A 21,962-nucleotide genomic window follows, 5' to 3' on the forward strand; every position below is an offset into this window, starting at 1 on the left:
GAGTTGAGATGGGAGATGAGCCTATCGTCGGGCAAAAGGCAAGAGAACGCGCCACCTCGGTGGGGTGTTGTGACGTCGGTCATGACGGGCGCAAGGGGAGGCCCGCGACTCTGGTAGCCAGGTGGTCGAGCGACAGACGGCCCTGCCCATGCCGCATGACCGCAAGCGCCATCGCCGCCCAGGTGATGTGGATCGGCCAACCATCGGGAACGGTGAGCTGGACGACGGCCGTCATGACCAGGAGACCAAGACCTGCGAACCGGGTGGCAAGGCCCAGAACGAGAAGCGCCGGAAGGACGATCTCGCCGCAGCCGGCGAGGAAGGCCACTACCGCCGGGGCGGGGAAGGGATAGGGGCCGCCCGGCAGGTGCAGCATGAACTCCTGGCTGAACAGGTCGACTGCCGTTTCGTTCAACTGCAGGAAGCCCTGCCATTTCAGAATGCCGGAGCGCCAGAAGGGAACGGCAAGTGCCACGCGCAGGACGAGTTGCACCAGGTCCGGCTGCGCGGCGGCGCGGATCAGTTGGCTGGCTGCCGCCACGACGCCCGCCAGTCCGAGGCGGGCGTTCGTGTGCGGTACGGTATCAGGCGTGCTCGACATGATCGGCCTCTGTCCGGATGTGAGAGAAGGCCCCGGCGGAGATCATCTCGCCGATCGCCCCAGGAAGATCGAAAGCGGCGTCGGCGTCGAGTGCGGTTGCGGCGGCTGCCGCAAGTGGGTCTCCGTCGAAGAGGGCCCGAAGAAAGGCGAAGACGCCCGAGTGCAGGCGGCGGACCGTCACCTCGTCATCGATCCGGGCAATCAGCCCGTGTTCGGACTGGTTCTCCACGCGGCCGACGGGACCGCTACCGCGGTTCATGGCGAAGATGGTGATGGCAGGATGGGGCGAGGACACCAGACGCGCCGCCGGATGCGGCTGGAACCTCAAGGCGGGCAGGTCGTCCGGCGGTACGGCCGCCAGCGCCTCGGCCGCAAGGACTGGTGCGTCGGCAGCGTGGTAGCTGTCGAGCCACAGGCGCTCGATGCGAGCCACATCGGACAGCCAGGGCATGTCCTGCGCGTAGGCATAGCGGTCGATGAAGTCGGCAAAGTTGCGTCCATAGTCGAACAGCAATGGCGAGGTCGGCGGCGTCTCGCGGATGTGGAAGCGGGCCATGGCGCGGAAGAAATCCGGCCCGGTGATGCGCTCGACCGCCGGGAAGATCGAGGCGAGAGCGGCGATCAGGCTGACCGTGACGTTGTTTCGATAGACGTCGTAGCGCTTCTCCGCCCGCTTGCCGCGCGGGCCGGTCACCAGCGCCGGCGTTTCGGCGTCGGGGAAGAGTAGGGCGGCCGAAAACGGGCCGGCGAAGTCTGCCCGCGGCAGCGGCAGGATGTCAGCCGTGGGCATGGGAGGCCTCCCTATGGCCCGCGTGTCGATCCAGAATGGCCTGGGCGGCCAGCGCCTCGGCGCGAAGCACCGGCCAGTCGGGGATCTGGCTGTCCCATTCGATCAGCGTGGGAGCCGGTCCGCGACGGGCGATCACGATTTCATAAAGGCGCCAGACGGCATCGGCGACCGGTCCGTCGTGGCTGTCGATCAGCAGCAGGTCGCCTTCGTCATCCGCCTGTTCGGCATGGCCGGCGAGATGGATCTCGCCCACCTTCGACAGCGGGAAGTCGCGGAGGTAGTCGAGCGCCGAGAAGCCGTGATTGGTGGCGGACACGAAGACGTTGTTGACGTCGAGCAGCAGGCCGCAGCCGGTTCGCCGCGAAATCTCGCTGATGAACTCGGTCTCGCTCATCGAGGAGTCCTTGAACAGCACATAGGTAGAGGGATTTTCCAGCAGGATCGGCCGGCCGATGGCAGTCTGCATCTCATCGATGTGGTCGCAGACGTGGGACAGCGTCGCCGCGGTATAGGGCAGGGGCAAGAGGTCGTTCAGATAGGTGTCGAGGTGGGTTGACCAGGCTAGATGCTCGGAGACGAGAGCCGGCTCGTAGCGGTCGACCAGGGTCTTGAAGCGCGCGAGATGCTCCCTGTCGAGCGGCTGCGGGCCGCCCAGCGACATGCAGACGCCGTGCAAGGAGACGGGGTAGTCGCGGCGTATGCGTTCGAGCGCCCGATGCGGCGGGCCGCCGGCGCCCATGTAGTTCTCGGCGTGCACCTCGAAGAAGCCCTGCGGGCCGCTCTCGGCGATGATCGCTGCGAGGTGTTCCGGCTTGAAGCTGGTGCCGGCCTGCCCGGCTGGCGAAATCCTCGGAAAGCGGAGCGCCGCGCCCGTTTCCAAAAGGCTGGACGTCATTTCGGCTTTGGCCATGGTCGCCTCCACTTTCCGAACGCTTGGGTCAGAGCATCATCCGACCGGAGTGAAACGAGGATCGGCAAGATGATGCTTCACAAACAAGAACCTAGAGCGCCGATCTGATTCAGTCAGATCGAACAGCGCTCTAGATGTCGCGGTCGAGCGGCATGAGCGAGCCGTGGCGACCGCCCGGCAGCTCAAGCGAGGCGCAGGTGCCGCCCTGAACGAATTTCCAGGCGTTGCCCTGGAAGTCCTTCATCGAGGTGCCCTGGCAGGTCGTGCCCGGACCGGCGGCGCAGTCGTTCTGGCCCTTGAGTGCCACGCCGTAGCACTTCTCCTTCTTGGCGGCCATCGCGGCGTCGGCCTCCGCCTGGGTCAGCGGGGCGGCGCTCGCGAGGGTGGCGAGGGCCGTGGTGACAGCGCCGGCGAGAAGGGCGGTGGTGACGGAAGTCCTCAGCATGATGTTCTCCGTGTTTCGAGACGCGCCCTTTGTCCTGGGCACGTAGGGAACTCGGAGGCGGACTACGTTTTGTTACAGATGCGTTGATCACGAAGGCGTGATCGCGTGAAGGCAAGGATATACGCCAACGAAAAAAGGGCGCCGCGTGGCGCCCTTTTCCGTGATGGCTCTTATACCGTCAGGCTCAGCCGAGCTTGCCGCTGGCATGGGCCAGAAGCGTGTAGACCTTGCCGGTGTCGGAGTTCAGGTAGTTCTCGGCAAGGCGACCGTTCGGATCCTTCTGAACCGCCTCCTCGTAGAGCGCGCTGAAGTGGTCGATGTAACGATCGACGGCCTCGCGGAAGTCGGCTTCGCGGCCATAGCGGCGGCGCACCTCGTCGAAGGTCTGCTGACCCTGCAGCGTGTAGACGCGGCGCGTGAACACGTTGCTCTCGCCGCGGCGATAGCGATCCCAGAGGTCGGCATAAGCATCGGGGTCGATCGAGCGGGCGATGTCGGAGGTCAGCGACCCCAGACCGTCCAGCGGGTTGCCAGCCTTGGTGCGGTCGGACGAGGGCAGGCGCGGCGACGGAGCGTCGTCGTCGTTGACGCGGCGCAAGAGGTCGGAGATCCAGCCGCTCGACCGCTCGCCGCGCTCATCGGCGGCCGGCTGACGGGTCGGCTCCTGGCGCCTCTCGGCGACGGCCGGGCGGGGCGGCTGGTTGGCCGGCTGGCGGCTGAAGGCGCGCGGTGCCTCCACAGGCTGCGACGGCTTCTGGGCCGGCAGGCTGCGGCTTGCCTGGGCCGACGCCTGGGCACGCACCGGCATTTCCGCCGTGACGCTCTCGCCGGGCAGCTGACGCGAGACGATCTCGGAGAGCTCGTTCAGGGCGCGGATCTGCTCGCTGACCACGCGGCGCATGGCGGCGGTGTGCTGGCTGGTCTCTTCCGGCAGGTCGAGGACACCACGGCTCAGATCCTCGCGGATCTGCTCCAGCTCCCGGCCGACGGCGCGGGTGGCCTTGCGCATTTCCTCGGTGGCGCCGGCGAAGCGGTCGACCGCCGAACCGATGGAGGCGTTGATCTCGGAGATCAGCTCGCCGCGCACCCGCTCGATGGTCACCTGCGTCTTGCGGCCCTCCTCTTCGGCGCTGACCGACAGCTGCTCGAGCTGCTGGGTGACGCCGTTCATGGCCGTTTCGGCGTTGCGGGCCAGCTGATAGCCGACGTCGCGGGCGCGGCGCTCGGCGTTGGACAGCGTGTCCTGGATCTGGCCGGCGATGGACTGCAGGCTTTCGGACATCGTCTCGGTGCGCTCCTGCAGCGTGGAGACCACGCCGTCGAGGGCGGCGAGGCGATCGCCGATGACGCCCTGGAGCGTTCCGCCGACCGACGACAGCGCGCGGGCCGACGACTGCAGGTCGCCGGTCTGCTCGGCGAGCGAGGAGGCGATGGTGCCGATGTCGGCCAGCACCGTCCGCGACACCTCGCGCAACACCTCGGTCGTCTCGGCGACGGTGGTGCTGGAGGCGGTCGTGTCGGCGACGACGCGTTCGAGCGACAGGCGCAGGTCGCCGGTCTGCTGCTCCAGACCGCGCTCGATGCGGGAGAGGTTGCCGGCCGCCTGATCGACGATGGCACGGAGGTTGCGGTTGGCACCGTCCACCTGTTCCAGAACCGAGACGACGTCGGTCTTGACGCGCGACGCAGTGTCGTCGAGCGACTGCAGGACGTCGCGGCCCTGTTCGTCGAAGGTGGCCATCAGCGACAGCGTCGCCTGCTTCAGGGCATCGGCCGCCTCGTTGCCGCGCAGGGTGATGGCGCGGCTGACGCCCTCGCCACCCTTGGCCAGCGCCGACAGCACGTCGTTTGCGGCATTGCGGACCAAGCCGGCCACTTCCTCGCCACGGCTGCCGACGGCCTCGTCGAGGGCGCGGGTGCCGGACAGGAAGGCGTTGGCAAGATCGCCGCCACGGCCATCCACCAGCTCGGCCAGTTCGGCCATGCGGCGGGTGAGCAGGTCGACCACCTTCTCGGCGCGGCCATCCATGGCGCTCGCCGCGGCTTCGGTGCGGGCATCGAGCACAGCCTCGAGGTCGCGCGTCGCGTCGGCAAGGCGTTCGGTGGCCGCAGCGATGGCGGCCGCCAGGATCTCGCCCGACCGCTCGGTCTCGCCGGCGATGCGGCCGGTGACCGCCTCGGCAGAGCCGATGAGGTTGGAGCGCGCGCGGGCAGTCTCTTCCGAAAGACGGTCGGTGACCTCGTCGATGGCGCCGATCAGGCCGGCACGCGCCCTCTCGCTCTCGCTGACGAGGCGGCCTTCGACGGCGGTGATCGCCTCGTAGACGTTCTCGCGGGCCTTCTGGCTCTCGGTGGAGAGCACGTCGGACAGGGTGGTGATGAGCTCGTTGAGGGTCCCGTGCGTTTCATCGCGCAGGCCGGCAAGGCGATCCTCGGCGCCGGCCAGCGACTGGCTGACGGCGAGCGACACACTCTCGCCCTCGGTGGCAAGCCGTGTCGCGGCGCCGTCGATGGCGGCGACCACCACGCTCCGGACCTGCTCGCTCTCGCCGGCGAGACGTTCGGACATGCCCTCCAGCACGCTGGAGACCACGTCGCGTGCCCGGACGGAGCCGCTTTCCATTTCGTGGGCGATGGCGGTCATGGCCTCGGTCACGATGGCCTTGGCGCGATCGGCCTCGACACGCAGCTTGTCGGCAGCCGCTTCCACGGAACCGGTGAGGTCTTCGCGGGCACGGGCGCTTTCCTTCTGGAGCACCGACGCCGCGTTGATGAGGGCGCGGGCCAGTTCCTCGCGGGCCGTCTCGGTCTGGCTGCCGAGCATGTCGACGATGGAGGCGAGGCGCTGGGTGAGCGACACCTCCAGCGAGCTGGCGCGGCTGTCGAGCGTCTCGGCGACCTCGAACACCTTGGAGCCGAGCGACACGTTGATCTCGGCCACCTTGTCGGCGAGCGTCTCGGTGAACTCCTCGGTCTTGCGCTGCAGCGAACGGCCGACGGCGTCGAGGCGCCCTTCGATGGCGTCGACCATTTCCGACTGGCCGGCCGAGAAGGCCTGGGCCAGATCGCGGGTGCGGGCCATCAGGGTTTCAGTGATCTGGCGGGCACGGCCGTCGAGGGCGTGGTCGATCAGCTCGATGCGGTTGTCGAGGGTGCCAGTCAACGCATCCGCCTTGTCGGCGAAGGTGCGGGTGGCGTCCTCGAGGCGCTTGCCGACGCTGCCGTCGAAGGCGGCGAGCTGGCCTTCCAGCGCTTCACCGAAGCTGCCGGCGCGGCCTTCCAGCGAGGCGAGCACCGCCTGGGTGCGCCCGTCCAGCGTCTCGACAAGAGCGCCGGAGCGCTTGTCGAACTCCGCGCCCAGCCGTTCGACGCGCTCGTCGATGAGGCCGGTGATGGCGCCGGAGCGGCCGCTGAGGGTCGCCTCAAGGGCGTTGGTGCCTTCGGAAAGGGCGTTCTGGATGGTGAGGGTACGCTCGGCCAACGCCGCTTCGATGCGGGCGATCTGCTCTTCGAGCGAGCCGTCGAGCATCGACGTACGGCTGACGAGGCTTTCCACCAGTTCGGCGGCGCGGCCGTTGATGATTTCGTCGAGCACGCGGATGCGCTCGGCGAAGCTCACCGACATGCTGTCCGAACGATCGTCGAGCAGGTTGGCGATCTGGCTGCCGGCGGCGAGGATGGTCTCGGCGACGCGCTCGCCACGGGCGTTGACCGCGCGGGCGATCTCGGCGCCGATGGTCGACAGGCGCTCGGAGAACAGGCTGCCGCTGTCGGCGAGCAGCGTCTCCACCGACAGCGTGGCGCCGTCGATGATGCCGCGGATCGACGTGGTGCGGTCGTCCATCATGCGGGCCACTTCGTGGCCGGTGGCGGCGATGCGATCGGCAAGATCGACGCCGTTGACGTTGATCGCCGTGTGGACGGCTTCGCCGGTGACGGCCAGCTTGTTGACGAGGTCGGTGCCGCGCTCGGTGATCGTCGAGGTGATGAGGTTGCCGGTCTGGTCGAGGCGGTCGGTGATCTCGCTGCCGCGGATCGACAGATCGAGCAGCACGCCTTCGGACGTGGAGCGCAGCGTTTCGTTGATGGTCTCGATCTTCTCGGCCATCGCCTTGGAGGCCTCGTCCGTGGTGCGGGCGACCTGCTCGCTGACGGCAAAGGCACGCTGGGAGATGTCCTCGGCGAAGGTCTGGCCGGAGCGGGCCAGCGTTTCGTCGATCTCCTTGGTACGCAGAGAGAGGTTCTCTTCAAGCGCCGCAACGGTGGTGTCGATCGAGAAGATGATGGCGTCGCTGCGGTCGCGCAGCAGCGTTTCCAGCGAGCCGGTGCGACTTTCGAGGGTGGAGGCGATCTCCTGCGACCGCTCGGTCAGCACCTTGTCGAGATTGTCGGTGCGGGTGAGAAGCTGCGTCTCCATGACCGACGTCGAGGTGGCGACGGTCGAGACCAGTTCGTTGACGCGATGGCCGATGGTGCGGTCGAAGTTGGCCGACTGCTCGGCAAGGGTGGCGCCGAACAGCTCGGCGCGCGTTGCCAGCGTCTCCGCGAGTTCGGCGGTGCGGCCGGAGATCGTCCGGTCGATGAGGTCGGTCTTGTCGGTCAGCTCGGCGCTGAGCTCGCCGGTGCGCGCCTCGATGGTGCTGGCGAGCTGGGCAGAACGCAGGGCCAGCGTGCTTTCCAGCGCCTCGCTCTTCTCGGTAAGGGCGGTGGAGAACTCGGCGGTGCGGCTTTCCAGCGTGCTGCCGATTTCCTGGGCCTTCTCGCCCAGCGCCTTGCTGAGCTCGAAGGTGCGGACGGACAGCGTCGACGACAGTTCGTCGGACCGGGCGGCGATGGAGGAGACGATCTCTTCGGTGCGGGCCGACAGGGTGAAGGCGATGTCGCCGGTGCGATCGGTGAGCGTCGACGACAGCTCCTCCGAGCGGGCAGCCAGCGTCGAGACCAGTTCCTCGGTGCGGGAGGCCAGCGTGAAGGCCAGCTCGCCGGTGCCGTCGCTGAGGGCCGCCGACAGGTCGGCTGCGCGGGTGGCAATGGTGGAGACGAGTTCGTCGGACCGCTTGGCGAGTTCGCTGCCGAGCTGCTCGGTTTCCTTGCCGATGGCGGAGGTGAGGCGGCCACCCTCCTCGGTGATGGTGCGCGTCAGCGCTTCGCTGCGGCTGGAGATCGCCTCGTTGATGGCAGTGCCGGTCTCGGCAAGGCCGCCGATCAGGCTTTCGCGCTCGGTGCTGAGCGTCGCCAGGAAGTCGGCGCCGCGCTTGGCTACGGTCTCGGTCACCGAGTTTCCGGCAGCCTCGAAGGCCAGCGCCAGTTCCTCGGCCTTGGAACCGAAGGTCCGCGTGACGTTGCGGCCGGTCTCGTCGATACGGTTGGTCAGGAGATCGCCAGCGGTGCGCAGCTCCTCCGAAAGGTTCTGATGGGCACCGGAAATGGCGACGCGCGCCTTCTCGGCGTTGGCGATCACGCTCTCGCGCTGGCTGACCAGTTCCTCGACCAGGCTGCGGATGCGCATCTCGTTTTCGGCATAGGACCGTTCGAGCGAGGACACCTCGTTGTGGACCAGCACTTCAAGCTCGCTCGCACGGGCGAGGGCCCGCTCGATGCCGTCGCCCATGGCGGCGACTTCGCGGCGAATGGCCTGACCGACGGTGACCACGTTTTCCTTGGCCGACATCTCGGGCTCGGCGAGCTTGATGGCGACTTCAGTGAGCGAACGGGCGGCGAGCCTGAGATCCTGGGCGCGCCAGACCATGGTGGCAATGGCGAAGAACAGCACCACCGGCGCAACGATGCCGCCGACCAGCGCGAAGCCATCGGGACGGGCGAACAGGGCGGCCGGGTCGGCCAGCACCGAGAAGTCGCCAAAGGCTGCGCGGGCGACATAGAAGCCGCCGGCAACCCAGACAACCGAGGCGAACAGGGCGATCCAGAAGGGAAGGGCCGACGGCCGGCGCTGCATCTGATAGAGCAGCGTCGCAACGGACCGACGGTCGTCATTGGCCGGGGCGCGGCCGGGGCGCGCGGAGGCGCGCGGTGCGTCGGCGGGCTCGGCAAGCGACTGGCGCGAGGCGGTGTCAGAGCTTTCGTTGAAGGTATCCTGGTCGGGCGATGTCGGCGCATCGGCCGAGACGCCGAAGTCGATCTTCAGGGCCTCCTCGACGGCGGAGAGAGCGGCCTCCGCCGGATCCGATGCCTTGGTGCTTTTTACCATGATACCCTCATGTCCGCATACTTGAAGCCGGACGGTATCGGAAGCGTACTCCCGGTTGCCGTCCCGGTCGAACCATGTGCTCACCCGGCCTAGGCGAGACACATGAACTCGGGCTTTCTCGACCGCCACGCCGCCTCCAGGAGACAGCAATGGCTACGCCGGCCGAGGATTGCCTATCAAAACGTAATGGCACAACAGGCTCTTCCGGACAAGGAAAGCTCCCCCGGTGGCCCATATTGTTAACAAGCCGCTAATAGGCGTTGTACATTGTGACTCATCTTCTGGTTGTTATTTCCGGGCCCGAGGGCGGATGTTCAGAATGGCTGGCGATCCCTCGCCGTCGACGCGCAAGCCGGCTTCCATGGTGGGGGAGATGCCGGGCGGACACAGTCAAGACGCTAGGCCATCGAGTTGAATATTGGCTTAAAACATATGGTTACCGGCTGCCTTGCCGCCTGTCGCGATCCTGGCGGGCGTTCGGTCTGCACCCTCGATGTCCTCCTGAGACCGGCAGGCCTTGCTTCACGGCGACAACAGGCTTGGATTGCATCAGCTGAATTAACCATATCTTCAGAATTCCAGCCGCTCCTCAAGGCCGACGGAGCGTCATCGAGCCCCATCCGGCAACAGGATGGAAGGCGCGGAGGACCTCGCCGAGGGGCGAAAAGAGACGATCTGCGATGAGCAACGACAAGCCAAGTCCTGCCTTTCCCATCGACCTCGAACATCTTGCCGAGCAGACGTTCGGAAGCGCCGCTCTCGAGGCCGAAGTGCTGCGCCTGTTCCTGACACAGAGCCGCGACTGTCTCGACCGGCTCTCGACGGCGCCTGACGCCCGTGACGCCCATCTTCTGCTCGGTTCGGCGCGAGGCATCGGGGCGAAGGCGGTGGCCGACGCCGCATCGGCCCTGGAAGCCGCCCTGTTGCGCGGTGACGGCGGCGCGTCCGAACTGGCGCGGCTGAAGGCGGCAGTGGTCGCGGCCAATGCCTTTATCGAGGCGCATCTCGGCGCTGGGGGTTGACGCCGCCGGACGCTGCTATATGTGCAGTTGGCTCCGACGGAGCGAGTTCGGCGCTTGAATTCCGGCGGGCCACGGCCCGGTCGAGCGCCGAGTTCAAAAAGCGACATCGAAACAACAAACTGCCGATGGCTCTGTGAAGGCCCGCGTTGCGTCCCGTTTGTCGGGCGATGCGAATGCCGAGTCCGAACCATCGGCCGAGAGGGGCACCGCCCCGCAGCCGCAGGTTTCCATGCCCAAGATCACCTACATCTCCCACGACGGCAGCCGCTACGAGGTGGAGGCCGAGCTCGGCACCACGGTGATGGAAAACGCCGTCAAGAATCTGGTTCCCGGCATCGAGGCCGAGTGCGGCGGCGCCTGCTCCTGCGCCACCTGCCATGTCTATGTCGACGAAGCCTGGGTGGCGGCTACCGGCGAGCCCGACCCCATGGAGGAGGACATGCTGGATTTCGCCGCCGACCCTCGGCCGACGTCGCGCCTCTCCTGCCAGATCAAGGTGAAGGACGAGCTTGACGGTCTGGTGGTACATATTCCCGAGCGCCAAGCCTGACGCTAGAGCCTTCGCCGACCAAGTTGAACCATTTGGTCGTCCAGAGAAGGCTCCAGTTATTTGCTGGAGCAGCCGCTTTTCGATCAGGTTGAGAAAACCTGATCGGCGGGTGCTCCAGGCAGGGCGTCGTTATCCTTAATTCCTTGTTTAGATTGCTTCCAGCCGCAGATCGGCATTAAAGATGAGCGTACCCGCGGACTTTTGCCGTTGGGTTGTCGCCGCAGCGTGGCCGGACCGGTTCCGGCATGCGGGCCGCGAACTGGAGCGTCATCATGCGCATGAAGGCACTCGACGGCTGGAGAGGCATCGGAGCGCTCGCCGTCTGCTTCATTCACTTGCAGCTCAACGGGTACCTGACCTCGGTACCCTCGCTCGATTCCTGGATCCTTGCGGTCGACTTCTTCTTCGTGCTCTCCGGCTTCGTCATCGCCCGCGTCTATGCCGATGAGTTGACCGACCGCGAGCATGCCGCCGTCTTCGCAGTGCGGCGCCTCGGCCGCCTCTGGCCGTTGCATCTCTTCATGCTGGCCCTGTTCGTCGCGGTGGAACTCGCCAAACTGGCCGTGGAGCGCGAGACGGGCTCGCCAGTGGGGCAACCCGCCTTCGGCACCGCCCGCGATCCGTCAGACATCCTGCCGATCGCCCTTTTCCTTCAGACGGTTCGCCTCGGCCCCGAGCTGAGCTGGAACTTCCCGAGCTGGAGCATTTCGGCGGAGATCTGGACCTATGCCGTCTTTGCGCTGGTCGCCTTGTCCACGGCCGGCCGTTCCGGCCGCCGGGCGGCCGCTGCGGCTGCCATCGCCATCGCGGCCTGGATCGTCCTCTTCGTGGACGTTACCGGCCGAGGCATGATCAGCACCGACGTGTTCGGCATCGTCCGTTGCTTCCTGGGCTTCTTCACCGGCGTGGTGGCGGAGTGGCTGCACCGGCGGGGCACCTTCCGGGCGCTTGCCGGCGGAGGAGCCGAGATCCCCGCGATGCTGGCCGGCATCGTCCTTCTCTGGGTCACTGCCTCGCAGCCGGCGGCTCGCTACGCCGCGCCGCTGGTCTTCATGCTGCTGGTGTTCGCCCATGCCAGCGATCGTGGCCCGCTGTCGCGCATCATGGCAACCGCGCCGATGCAACTGCTCGGCCGGCTTTCCTATTCGATCTACCTGACCCACCTGTTCCTGGTTGCCTATGTCGTTCCTCGCCTGTCGCAAACCGTCGGCAAGTTCCTGCCGGATGCTCTTGCGCTGCGCGAAATGGCGGTGGCAGCGATCTACATCGGACTGGTGCTGGTCATGTCGTCAGTGACGTGGCGGCTTATCGAGCTGCCGGGGCAGCGTCTTGCGGCAAAGATCGCCGCCCGCATCGGCGGAGCTCAGACGTTGAGCAGCAGGTACTCGCGCTCCCAGCTCGAAATGACACGGTTGTAGAGCCGGAGTTCGAGCTGCTTGACGTCAATGTAGGCCTCGACGAAGCGAGAACCAAGCACGGCCTTCAGCCGCTCGCACTCGCCAAGTTCGATCAGAGCGTCCGACAGGTGGATGGGTAGCGTCACGCCGAGCGTCTTGGCGTCGACCGTCACCATTTCGTCCGGCTTCACCTTGTCTTCGAGGCCGATCAGGCCGCAGGCCAGCGTCGTCGCCATGGCAATGTAAGGATTGCTGTCGGCGCCGATCACCCGGTTCTCGACGCGGCGGGATTCCGGACCGGAATCCGGCACACGCAGGCCGCAGGTGCGGTTATCGCGGCCCCAGTGGACATTGATCGGCGCGTCGCTCTCGAGACGGATGCGGCGATAGCTGTTCACGTTGGGGCAGAACAGGCTCATCGACTTCGGCACATAGCGCTGCAGGCCGCCGATGTAGTGGCTGAGCTCATCGGTGTCCGTGCCGTCGGGGTTGGCGAAGATGTTGCCACCGTCGCCAACGCGCACCACCGATTGGTGGATATGGGTGGCCGACCCCGGCATTTCCTGATGCGGCATGGCCATGAAGGTGGCGACCATGCCGAACTTGCGGGCGGCGAGGCGGGCGGTGCGCTTGAACAGGAAAGTCTGGTCGGCGAGTTCGATCGGGTCGCCGTGGCGGAAGTTCATCTCGAGCTGCGCCGGGCCGGCCTCGTGCGCCATGGTGGCGATCTCGATGCGCGAAGCTTCGCAGTAGTCATACATCTGGTTGACGACGTGGTCGTAGTCGTTGGCATGCTCGATGCCATAGGCCTGACTGCCGCTTTCCTTGCGGCCGGACAGGCCGATCGGCACTTCCAGCGGCAGGTCTGGGTCGTCATTCTGACCGGTGAGGTAGAACTCCACCTCCGGCGCCACCACCGGGCGGATGCCGCGGGCGGCGTAGAGCTCGACGACATGGCGCAACACCGAGCGCGGCGCGAAATCGACGTGGCGTCCGTCGGCGAAATGGCAGTCGCAGATCACCTGGGCCGTCGGTTCGTCATACCAGGGGACGAGGCGTAGGGTCGAGAGATCGGGCACGCAGCGGATGTCGCGGTCGAGCGGGTTGACGATCTTGCTTTCGACGGCGCTGTCGCCGGTCACCGCCTGGAAGAACACGAACTCCGGCAGCCGTACGCCGGCCTCGATGATGCGGATGAAATCCTCGCGCGGCACGATCTTGCCGCGCATGATGCCGTTCATGTCCGGGATGATGCACTCGACCTCGTTGATACGACGGTCGCGGAGCCAATGAATGGCGTCGGCCTGGTTGGAAAAACGCGGCGCGACGTCTGAAGCGGTGGGCATGAAATGATCCTCGGCGACCCGGACCGACCGGATTCGCGAGCCCCATGGGGCAGCGGATCGTCGAGGCCGCGTCGGCAGCCCGGAATCAGGTTAGAATGATTGAACATTACGCCAAGTCCGGCGCGATGGGAGTCCGGAGGCCGCCAATGCCACGCCTTTTTCTTCTCCGCCACGCCAAGTCGCCTCCGGCCGTTGCCGGACAGAAGGACTTCGACCGGCCGCTCGCCGAGCGGGGCAGGGCGGCGATGACGGCGGTAGGGCGCTACATGACCAAGGAAGGCTATGTGCCCGACCTGGTGCTTTGTTCCCCGTCAGCACGGACGCGCGAGACGTTCGAGGAACTGAGGCCGTTTCTGCCCGATCATGTGGCCGTCGACTATGTGCGGGAGCTCTACGAAGCCTCGCTGGGCACCATGCTCAGGGTGATCACCAGCCACGCCGACAGTTCCGAACGGCTTCTGGTCGTCGGGCACAATCCTTCGATCCACAGGCTGGCGGCAACCTTGCCGGGAGAGGGCGATCCTGCCCTGCTTGCCGAGGTCGAGGCGAAGTATCCGACGGCATCGCTGGCCGTCATCGATTTCTCGGTGAGTTGGCGGGAGGTCCGGCCAGATGGCGGGCGGCTCGTGGCCTTCGTCACGCCGGCCGATCTTGGCGGTCCGGCCGGCGACTAATTCTTTATTTGTGCATCGGATTTTCCGAAAACCGGATTCCACTTTTCGGTCCGATGCGCTGGGCCATTGTGGCGGCGCGGGCGGTGCCTACATAGAGGCGCGGCGCCTTTTGCGCCGAACGAGGTTCGACGAGGCCGTGAGCTTCACCACGCTTTCCGACGAAGCGCGCATCGCGCTCGACAACATGGCCGATTTCGCCTTCAGCCTCGGTTCGCCGTCGCTCAGGCTCGGCGTCACCGGCCTGTCCCGCGCCGGCAAGACCGTGTTCATCACGGCGCTGATCCACAACCTGACCCACGGTGGCCGGCTGCCGATGTTCGAGCCCTGGCGATCCGGCCGTCTGCAAGGCGCCGACATCCGGCCTCAGCTCCACCCGGACGTGCCGACCTTCGACTACCGCGGCCACGTGCGCAAACTGACCGACGCGCGCGTATGGCCGGAGTCGACGCGCCAGATTTCCGAGCTCAGGCTGACCATTGCCTATGAGAGCGCCACCTTCCTGGGGCGGTCGCTGGGGCGCGGCAAGCTCGATCTCGACATCGTCGACTATCCCGGCGAGTGGCTGTTGGATCTGCCGCTGCTCTCCAAGGACTATCGCGCCTTTTCCCGTGAGACTCTGGAGCGGGCGCGCGAGCCGCGCCGCACCGCCATTGCCGCCGACTGGCTGACCCATACGTCCGGCGTCGATCCGCTGGGGCCGGCCGATGACGAGGTTGCGGGACGCCTGCACGCGCTGTTCTCGACCTATCTCGGCGCGGCGCGCGGCGGCAGCCTGTCGCTTTCCATGGTGCCACCGGGCCGCTTCCTGATGCCGGGCGACCTTGCCGGCTCGCCGGCGCTGACCTTTGCGCCGCTCGATCTGCCTGATACGGGCGAGGCGCCGCGTGACAGCCTGTGGGCGCTGATGGAGAGCCGCTTCGAGGCCTACAAGGACGTAGTCGTCAGGCCCTTCTTCCGCACCCATTTCGCCCGCCTCGACCGGCAGGTGGTGCTGGTCGACGTGCTTGCGGCGCTGAATGGTGGCCGGGAGGCGCTCCTTGATCTGGAAGTGGCGCTGGGCGAGATCCTTGCCTGTTTCCGGCCGGGCCATTCCTCCTGGTTGGGGCAGGTGCTGACGCGGCGCATCGACCGCATCCTGTTCGCCGCCACCAAGGCCGACCACCTCCACCACGTCAGCCACGACAGGCTTGAGCTGATCCTACGGCGCCTCACCGATCGGGCGATCGCCCGCGCTTCCTTCTCTGGTGCCGAGGTGGATGTGAAGGCGCTCGCCGCCGTGCGGGCGACGCGCGAGGCGACGGTCAGGCGCAATGGCGAGAGCCTGCCCTGCATCCTCGGCGTGCCGCAGGAGGGCGAACTGCTTGACGACCATCTCTATGATGGCAAGGAAGAAATCGCCCTGTTCCCCGGCGATCTTCCGGAGAACCCGCAGGCGCTGTTCCGCGAGCCCGAGGTCGGAGAGCCTGCCTTCGACGCGCTGCGCTTTTTGCGCTTCCGGCCGCCGCCGGTGGAGGTGACGGCCGAGGGCGTCAGCCTGTCGTTGCCGCATATCCGCCTCGACCGCGCCCTGGACTTCCTGATCGGAGATCGCCTGGCATGACGCGCCGCCCCACCGCTTTCGATCTCAAGGCCGATGACGTCAGTCACGTCCGCCCCGGCGAGGCGCCACTGCCGGATGCGGCCGTCATCGTCGAGGAAGCCGCCGAGACGGAGGATCTGCCCGTTCCGCTGCCATCTGCCCGCCGGCGCTTCCCTTGGTCGCGGCTGTTCTTCGGCGCTGTTGCCGGCATCCTGTCCCTGGCGATCGGTCTGTGGCTCGACCAACTGGTTCGCGAGCTGTTCGCCCGTGACGACTGGCTCGGCTGGCTGGCGATCGGGCTGATCGCGCTGGCGGTTCTCGCCGTCGTCGCCATCGCTGCCCGCGAGATCGCCGGTCTCATCTGGCTGAGGCGCATCGACCGGATGCGCAAACGCGCCGACCTTGCCGCCGTCCGCGACGACCGGCCGGAGGCCGAGGCGGTGGTCGGCGAACTGATGACGCTCTACGCCGACCGGCCCGACCTTGCGCCGGGGCGGCGGGCCACCGAGGCGCGCGTTCATGACGTCATCGATGGCCGCGACCGGTTGGTGTTGGCCGAGGCCGACCTTCTTGCCCCGCTGGACGCGGCGGCGCGCCGGCTGGTGTCGGATGCCGCCGCCCGTGTGTCGGTGGTGACGGCGGTGTCGCCGCGCGCCGCCATCGACGTCATCTTCGTCGTGGTGGCGACGCTCGGCCTGATCCGCCGCCTCGCCGCGCTCTACGGCGGCCGGCCCGGTTTCATCGGGCTGGCGCGGCTGACCCGGCTGGTCCTCACCCACCTGGCGGTGACCGGCTCGATCGCCATAGGCGACGGCCTCGCCCAGCAACTGATCGGCCATGGCCTTGCCGCCAAGCTGTCGGCGCGCCTCGGCGAAGGGGTGATCAACGGGTTGCTCACCGCCCGCGTCGGCGTCGCGGCCATCGACGTCTGCCGCCCCCTGCCGTTCCTCGAACGACGCCGGCCGCAGCTCTCCGAGATCATGGCCGGCATCCGCGCACCGCGCGCCAAATAATGCCGGGTGGCCGGTTCGGCCCGGCAGGATTTGCCGGATGAGCCGAACCTTGCCGGCGCGTTAACTTCTTGTTCACCAGGGACAAACGCCTGTTTCCTGAAAACAAACGGAAAAAATCGGAGCGGCCGTTTGGCACGCCCGTTGCCCTTAGATCGGTAGCGGCCAATCGTCCGGCCGACCGCGTTGCAGATCGTAAGGGAAACGAGCATGGGTATCCTGACCGCAATGAACTCGGCCGTTGGCGGCCTCGGAGCGCAGTCCTTCGCCCTCGAGAATATCTCGGGCAACATCGCCAACTCCTCGACCACCGGCTTCAAGCGCAAGGACACCAGCTTCGGCGACCTCGTGCGCTCCAACACCTCCAATGCAGCCCGCGTCACCTCGGGTGGCGTCACGGCCAACTCGCGTTCGACCATCACGCTCGACGGCGACATCCAGGGCTCGAAGGTCGACACACACCTTGCCATCAACGGCACCGGCTTCTTCTCGGTGTCCGCCGACCCGCTCGATAACACGCTGGGTACCCGATATACCCGCGCCGGCGACTTCGAGCAGTATTACGACTCGCGCAACGGCCAGACCTACCTGCGCAACGCGTCCGGCTACAGCCTGATCGGCGTCAATCTGACGCCGGCTGTCGGTGAGGACCCGAAAGGCCCGATCACCATCGACAAGACGTCGCAGAGCGCCAAGGCCAGCACCCAGATCACCTACAAGCTCAACCTGCCGACCGAGCCGGTGACGACCCATTCCGCCGCCAACAAGACGGTTGCCGGTGCCAACATCTACAATCCCGACTGGCCTAGCGGCGCCGCTGCGGGTCCAATTCCCTACCAGATCGCCAATACCGGCAGGGTGGTCGGTACGCAGGTCTCGGACTTCATGGACAACTCGATTTCCGGCGGCACGGTCACGGTTTACGATGCCCAGGGCACTCCCGCCGTCGTCCAGCTCCGCTGGGCGAAGTTCGAGGAAACCAGCACGGGCCGCAGTGAATGGGGACTGTTCTATCGCAACCTGGAGACCTACAACTCCGCCAACACGACCGATGCCGTCTGGACGCAAATCCCCTCGGGCACCACGATCACCGACGGTACGCTGGGACGCCAGGCGATAACCGACGGAACCAACGCGCCTGGCAATGCTGCCTGGGTCGAGACCTACGCCAGCCCGGTTGCCAATCCCACCGGGTTCTTCTTCGACAAGAACGGCAAGCAGCTCGACTCCACGTCGTCGTTGGCGATCACCAACCTCACCGTTGGCGGCAAGAACTTCGGCACCATGACGCTCGACATGGGCGCTACCGAGTTCGCCGACAAGAATGGCCTCGCCTCCACCAGCCAGCTGACGCAGGACGGCTATTCGACGGGCGCTTTCGAGGGGGTATCGATCGACGATAACAGCGGTATCGTCAGCTACAACTACTCGAACGGCCAGACTGTCGAGAAGTGGAAGATCCCGATCGTCGCCTTCAACGGCGCGAGCTATCTCAAGGCGGAAGACGGCGGCGCCTATACCGAAACCATCCAGAGCGGCAGCCCGATCGATATCGACGGCGCTCTCTCGAGCTCGGCCCTCGAGGCGTCCAACGTGGACATCTCCGAAGAGTTCACCAAGCTGATCGTCACGCAGCAGGCCTTCTCGGCCAACTCCAAGGTCATCACGACGGCCGACCAGATGATGTCGGACATCCTGCAGATCATCCGCTGATGCCTCTGGCGGCGGTCGCGCTCGCTGCGTGACGGCCGCCTCCCCAATCCGCGACGATTACCGACTGCGAGACGGATATGGCTGTATCGAGTGCCCTTTCCACGGCTTTGTCCGGCATCAGGACGACCCAGCAACAGTTGGGCGTCACGTCGGCCAATATCGCCAACGCCAAGAGCACCGGCTACAGCCGCCTGTCGACCTCGTCGTCGGCACAGGTTGCCAACTCGCGGGTCTACGGTGTCGAGGCCAACCAGGTCACGCGCGAGATCAACCTTCTCGTGCAGAAGCAGTGGCGGGTCTCGCAGGCCAACTCCGCCTATGCCGAGACGCGCGTCACGGCGCTGTCGGCACTGGACAACTACTGGGGCGCCCCCAACAGCGCCAGCTCGCTCAACTCGGTCTACAGCAGCTTCACGACCACGCTGCAGAAGCTGGCGACCACGCCCGGCGACACGGCGCTGCAGGGCAGCGCGGTGTCGGCGTCGCAAAACCTCGTCACCCGCCTCAACCAGCTGTCGGGCGACGTGCAGTCGCTACGCCAGGAGGCGGAATCCAACATCGGCAATGCCGTCAGCCGCGTGAACTCGCTGCTGGAAACCATCGCCGAACTCGACAAGCAGGTGGTGGCGGTTGGTGCCGGTGGCGTCAACAGCACCGCCGCCTTGCAGGACAAGCGCGACGCTGCCATCGACGAGCTGTCCGAGTACATGGACATTCGGGTCACCGATCAGCCGGGCGGCGCCATCGCTATCTCGCTGACCGACGGTACCCAGCTCTACGACGACGTGGCGGTGACGCTGAGCTTCGACCAGCAGGGCGTGGTCGATGCCTCGCGTGTCTACTCGACCGACGACAGCCAGCGCTCGCTCGGCACCATTCGTATCAGCTCTGGCCCTGGTTCGGGTGTCGACCTCTTCAAGAGCGGATCGATCCGCTCGGGCAAGATCGCCGCCTACAAGGAACTGCGCGACGAGACGCTGGTCGACGCCCAGGCCCAGCTCGACACCATTGCCGCGACGCTGTCGAGGGCGACGTCGACGCGCCAGGCAGCCGGCACGACCGTGACTGGCGCCGGTACGGCCGGCTATACGCTGGACGTCTCGGGCCTCACCGAGGGCAACACCCTCAAGGTTGAGTATACCACCGCCGCCGGCACCAAGGGGTCGCTCACCTTTGTCGCCCACAATGGCGGCACCGCCCCCGGCAATGGATTCACGCCAGATCCCAACGACACGGTCGTCGGTCTCGATCTGTCGAGCGGCACCGATATCGGCGCCCAGATCGCAGCGGCGCTCAATGCCGCGAATGGCGGCGGCACCGACTTCACCGGGGCGGCGTTGCCTGCGCCGCCGGCCGCTCCGACCTCGGTCACGATCAATGCGACGACGGCTGCGGGAGCCCACGGCGTCGTCAACAGCCTGTCCGGCGAGATCTCCGTGCCGTCCGAGCAGGCGGGATACCAGGAATATCCGCTGTTCATCGACGGCTCCACCGGCAAGCCCTATACCGGCCTGACCGGCGGCGCCGACACCATCACCGGTCTTGCCTCGCGCATCTCGGTCAATCCCAAGGTGGTAGCCGATCCGTCGCTGACGGTGAAGTACAGCGGCAGCACCTTGTCGGGCGACGGCACGCGGCCGCAGGCGATCCTCGACGCGCTCGACAGCCGTGTCTTTTCCTATTCCTCCTCGATCGGCATCGGCTCGGTCACCACACCGTTCAAGGGCACCTTCGAGGGGCTGCTGTCCCAGGTGGTCAACACCCAGGGCTCCATCGTCGAGGACGCCAAGAATGTCGCCGACGGCCAGAAGGTCGTCACCTCGAATCTCAAGGAACGCTACGACAACAGCCGTGCCGTCGACCTCGACACCGAGCTTATGTCGCTGATCCAGCTTCAGAACTCCTATTCGGCCAACGCCCGGGTTCTATCCGTGGCGCAGGAGCTGATGGATGTTCTGATGGCCACGTTCAAGTAGGCGGCCTCGCGCCGCCAAGTCACGGGTAGAATGCCATGTCGATCAACAGCGTGCTCGTCAGCCCCAACATGTCGCTTCTCTCGACCATGCGGGAGCAGCTCGAGGACATGCAGCGCCAGCTCTCCACCGGGCAGAAGGCGGCGACCTACGGCACGCTCGGTCCCGGGCGGACCCAGTCGATCACCTTCCGCTCGAAGATTTCCGAGATCAACGGCTACCTTCAGAACACCGACGTCCTGAACATGCGCATCTCGCTGCTGGACAAGGCGATGGGGCGTCTTGAGGACATTCCCAGCGAGGCGTCGGCCGCCATCGATCCCAACACCTACAACATCGATTCCACCGGCACCACCACCGGCCAGAAGGGCGCCAAGATCGCCTTGAACGAGGTGATCGGCTTGCTCAACTCCGAGGCCGACGGCCGCTATCTGATGTCGGGCAAGACCACCGACACCAAGCCGGTGGTCGGCATGAACGAGATGCTCTACGGCACCGGCAGCAAATACGGGCTTCAGAAGGTCGTCGCTGAGCGCTACACGGCGGACCTTGGCACCGGCAAGCTCGGCCGCCTCAACCTCGACAATCCCGTGGCCACTCCCGACACGGTGACGATCACCCGTCAGGGTACGCCGCCCTCCGCCGAGTTCGGCTACAAGATCGCCTCGGCGTCGGCCTCGACCACCGATACCACCCATATCGCGGTGACGCCGACCACGGGCCTCGACAGCGCCGGCGACACCGTCAACACCGCCTATGGCGTGCAGTTCGGCGCCAACCTGCAGGCCGGCGACAGCGTCTCGCTGGAGCTCGAAAACCCCGATGGCACGAAATCGACCGTCAAGCTGACGGCGACGCTGACCAGCCCGCCCGGCGAGGGCCAGTTCACCATCGCCCAGGATACCAGCACCACGCCGCCCACGGTCGACGTCAACGCGACCGCCGCCAACTTCAAGACCCGTCTTGAAGACAGCCTCAAGATCGAAGCGAAGACCACCTTCCATGCGGCGTCGATGATGCGGGCGTCCGAGACCTTCTTTGAAACGGCCAGTGGCGGCAAACCGCAGCGGGTCGACGTCCTCGATCCCACCGACAACAGCCAGTTGGCTACCGCCACAGGGCTGCGCGACGGTACCGACACGGACACGGTTGACTGGTATGTGGGCTACAACGCGACGATCGACCCCGCCGACAGCGCGACGTCGCCGCGCAACGACGTGACGGCGCGCGTCGACACCAACATCACCGTTGGTTACGGCGTCCGGGCCAACGAGGCCGCCTATACGGAAATGGTGCGCTCGCTCGCCGTCATGACCGTTGCCGAGTTCGACCCGAAGGCCGGCACGCTGGGCGACCCCAACGCGACAACCGACGCTGAGCGGCAGCAGAACCTCAAAGTCGAGAAGGCTCGCTACTCGGCCTTGGCCTCGCGGGTGGACGGTGTCCTCGCCTTCGCCGACGGCAGCCAGAAGCCGACCGACATCCACACGGAAATCGCCGTGTCCGGCAATGTCGCCAAGAGTGCGGCCGAGCGGCAGACCAACTCCAAGACGACGCTGCAGGTGATGCTGGACGGCGTCGAGGGCATCAACAAGGAAGAGCTGACGGCGCAGATCCTGACGCTGCAGACCCGGATGGAAGCGAGCTACACCACGTCGATGATGCTCAACAACCTCAGCCTTCTCAACTACATGAAGTAAGGGACGCTGGCGGCTTTATCCGCTTGCCGCAAACGAAACCGCCG

15 protein-coding genes are annotated in these 21,962 nt (G+C 66.3%); 9 read left to right on the top strand and 6 right to left on the bottom strand.

Features of this window, described 5'->3' with window-relative positions; translation table 11 throughout:
- Window positions 1-79: 79 nt before the first annotated feature.
- The 5 genes from CXZ10_RS01815 to CXZ10_RS01835 all read right to left on the bottom strand — a co-directional run bounded on the left by CXZ10_RS01815 (window position 80) and on the right by CXZ10_RS01835 (window position 8,954).
- A complete protein-coding gene (locus tag CXZ10_RS01815; RefSeq protein ID WP_101287248.1) occupies window positions 80-601 on the bottom strand; it encodes a DoxX family protein in 522 nt (173 codons plus the stop codon).
- A complete protein-coding gene (locus CXZ10_RS01820) occupies window positions 585-1,391 on the bottom strand; it encodes an HvfC/BufC N-terminal domain-containing protein (protein WP_101287249.1) in 807 nt (268 codons plus the stop codon). Before CXZ10_RS01820 ends, CXZ10_RS01815 begins: the two co-directional genes overlap by 17 nt.
- Window positions 1,378-2,286, bottom strand: a complete 909-nt coding sequence (gene bufB / locus CXZ10_RS01825) for an MNIO family bufferin maturase (protein WP_101288313.1) — start codon at window positions 2,284-2,286, stop codon at window positions 1,378-1,380. Before bufB ends, CXZ10_RS01820 begins: the two co-directional genes overlap by 14 nt.
- 145 nt (window positions 2,287-2,431) lie before the next feature.
- Window positions 2,432-2,746, bottom strand: a complete 315-nt coding sequence (locus CXZ10_RS01830) for a BufA1 family periplasmic bufferin-type metallophore (RefSeq protein ID WP_101287250.1) — start codon at window positions 2,744-2,746, stop codon at window positions 2,432-2,434.
- Between the two features lie 184 nt (window positions 2,747-2,930).
- On the bottom strand, window positions 2,931-8,954 hold the full coding sequence (locus tag CXZ10_RS01835) for an apolipoprotein A-IV repeat region-like domain-containing protein (RefSeq protein ID WP_101287251.1): 6,024 nt from the start codon (window positions 8,952-8,954) through the stop codon (window positions 2,931-2,933).
- A 680-nt stretch (window positions 8,955-9,634) separates the two neighbouring features.
- On the opposite strand from CXZ10_RS01835, the gene CXZ10_RS01840 reads away from it, so the two are divergent.
- The 3 genes from CXZ10_RS01840 (at window position 9,635) to CXZ10_RS01850 (ending at window position 11,944) form a co-directional block, all read left to right on the top strand.
- Window positions 9,635-9,976: an Hpt domain-containing protein gene (locus tag CXZ10_RS01840; protein WP_101287252.1), complete on the top strand. Its 342-nt coding sequence runs from the start codon at window positions 9,635-9,637 to the stop codon at window positions 9,974-9,976.
- A 229-nt stretch (window positions 9,977-10,205) separates the two neighbouring features.
- A complete protein-coding gene (locus CXZ10_RS01845; protein WP_101288314.1) occupies window positions 10,206-10,526 on the top strand; it encodes a 2Fe-2S iron-sulfur cluster-binding protein in 321 nt (106 codons plus the stop codon).
- 272 nt (window positions 10,527-10,798) lie between these two features.
- Window positions 10,799-11,944 (top strand): acyltransferase family protein, encoded by a 1,146-nt coding sequence (locus CXZ10_RS01850; protein ID WP_180335826.1) that lies wholly within the window; start codon window positions 10,799-10,801, stop codon window positions 11,942-11,944.
- On the opposite strand, the gene CXZ10_RS01855 is transcribed toward CXZ10_RS01850, so the two are convergent.
- On the bottom strand, window positions 11,890-13,269 hold the full coding sequence (locus tag CXZ10_RS01855) for a glutamine synthetase family protein (RefSeq protein ID WP_101287254.1): 1,380 nt from the start codon (window positions 13,267-13,269) through the stop codon (window positions 11,890-11,892). The two genes, CXZ10_RS01850 and CXZ10_RS01855, sit on opposite strands and share 55 nt — an antisense overlap.
- 146 nt (window positions 13,270-13,415) lie before the next feature.
- Here CXZ10_RS01855 and CXZ10_RS01860 point away from each other — a divergent pair, with 146 nt between their 5' ends.
- From CXZ10_RS01860 to CXZ10_RS01885, 6 genes are all read left to right on the top strand, one after another.
- On the top strand, window positions 13,416-13,943 hold the full coding sequence (locus CXZ10_RS01860) for a SixA phosphatase family protein (protein WP_180335827.1): 528 nt from the start codon (window positions 13,416-13,418) through the stop codon (window positions 13,941-13,943).
- Window positions 13,944-14,079: 136 nt separating this feature from the next.
- The gene (locus tag CXZ10_RS01865) at window positions 14,080-15,543 is read left to right on the top strand and encodes a YcjX family GTP-binding protein (RefSeq protein ID WP_244617097.1); all 1,464 of its coding nucleotides are present in this window, start codon (window positions 14,080-14,082) and stop codon (window positions 15,541-15,543) included.
- Window positions 15,540-16,535, top strand: a complete 996-nt coding sequence (locus tag CXZ10_RS01870) for a YcjF family protein (RefSeq protein WP_101287256.1) — start codon at window positions 15,540-15,542, stop codon at window positions 16,533-16,535. The genes CXZ10_RS01865 and CXZ10_RS01870 overlap by 4 nt, the downstream gene beginning before the upstream one ends.
- A gap of 207 nt (window positions 16,536-16,742) precedes the next feature.
- A complete protein-coding gene (locus CXZ10_RS01875; protein WP_101287257.1) occupies window positions 16,743-18,245 on the top strand; it encodes a flagellar hook protein FlgE in 1,503 nt (500 codons plus the stop codon).
- 77 nt (window positions 18,246-18,322) lie between these two features.
- Complete coding sequence (gene flgK, locus CXZ10_RS01880) at window positions 18,323-20,221, top strand: flagellar hook-associated protein FlgK (protein WP_101287258.1); 1,899 nt, start codon at window positions 18,323-18,325, stop codon at window positions 20,219-20,221.
- Between the two features lie 35 nt (window positions 20,222-20,256).
- The gene (locus CXZ10_RS01885; RefSeq protein ID WP_101287259.1) at window positions 20,257-21,918 is read left to right on the top strand and encodes a hypothetical protein; all 1,662 of its coding nucleotides are present in this window, start codon (window positions 20,257-20,259) and stop codon (window positions 21,916-21,918) included.
- Window positions 21,919-21,962 lie beyond the last annotated feature (44 nt).

The sequence above is a fragment of the Pleomorphomonas diazotrophica genome (genome assembly GCF_002844595.1).
GTDB lineage: Bacteria > Pseudomonadota > Alphaproteobacteria > Rhizobiales > Pleomorphomonadaceae > Pleomorphomonas > Pleomorphomonas diazotrophica.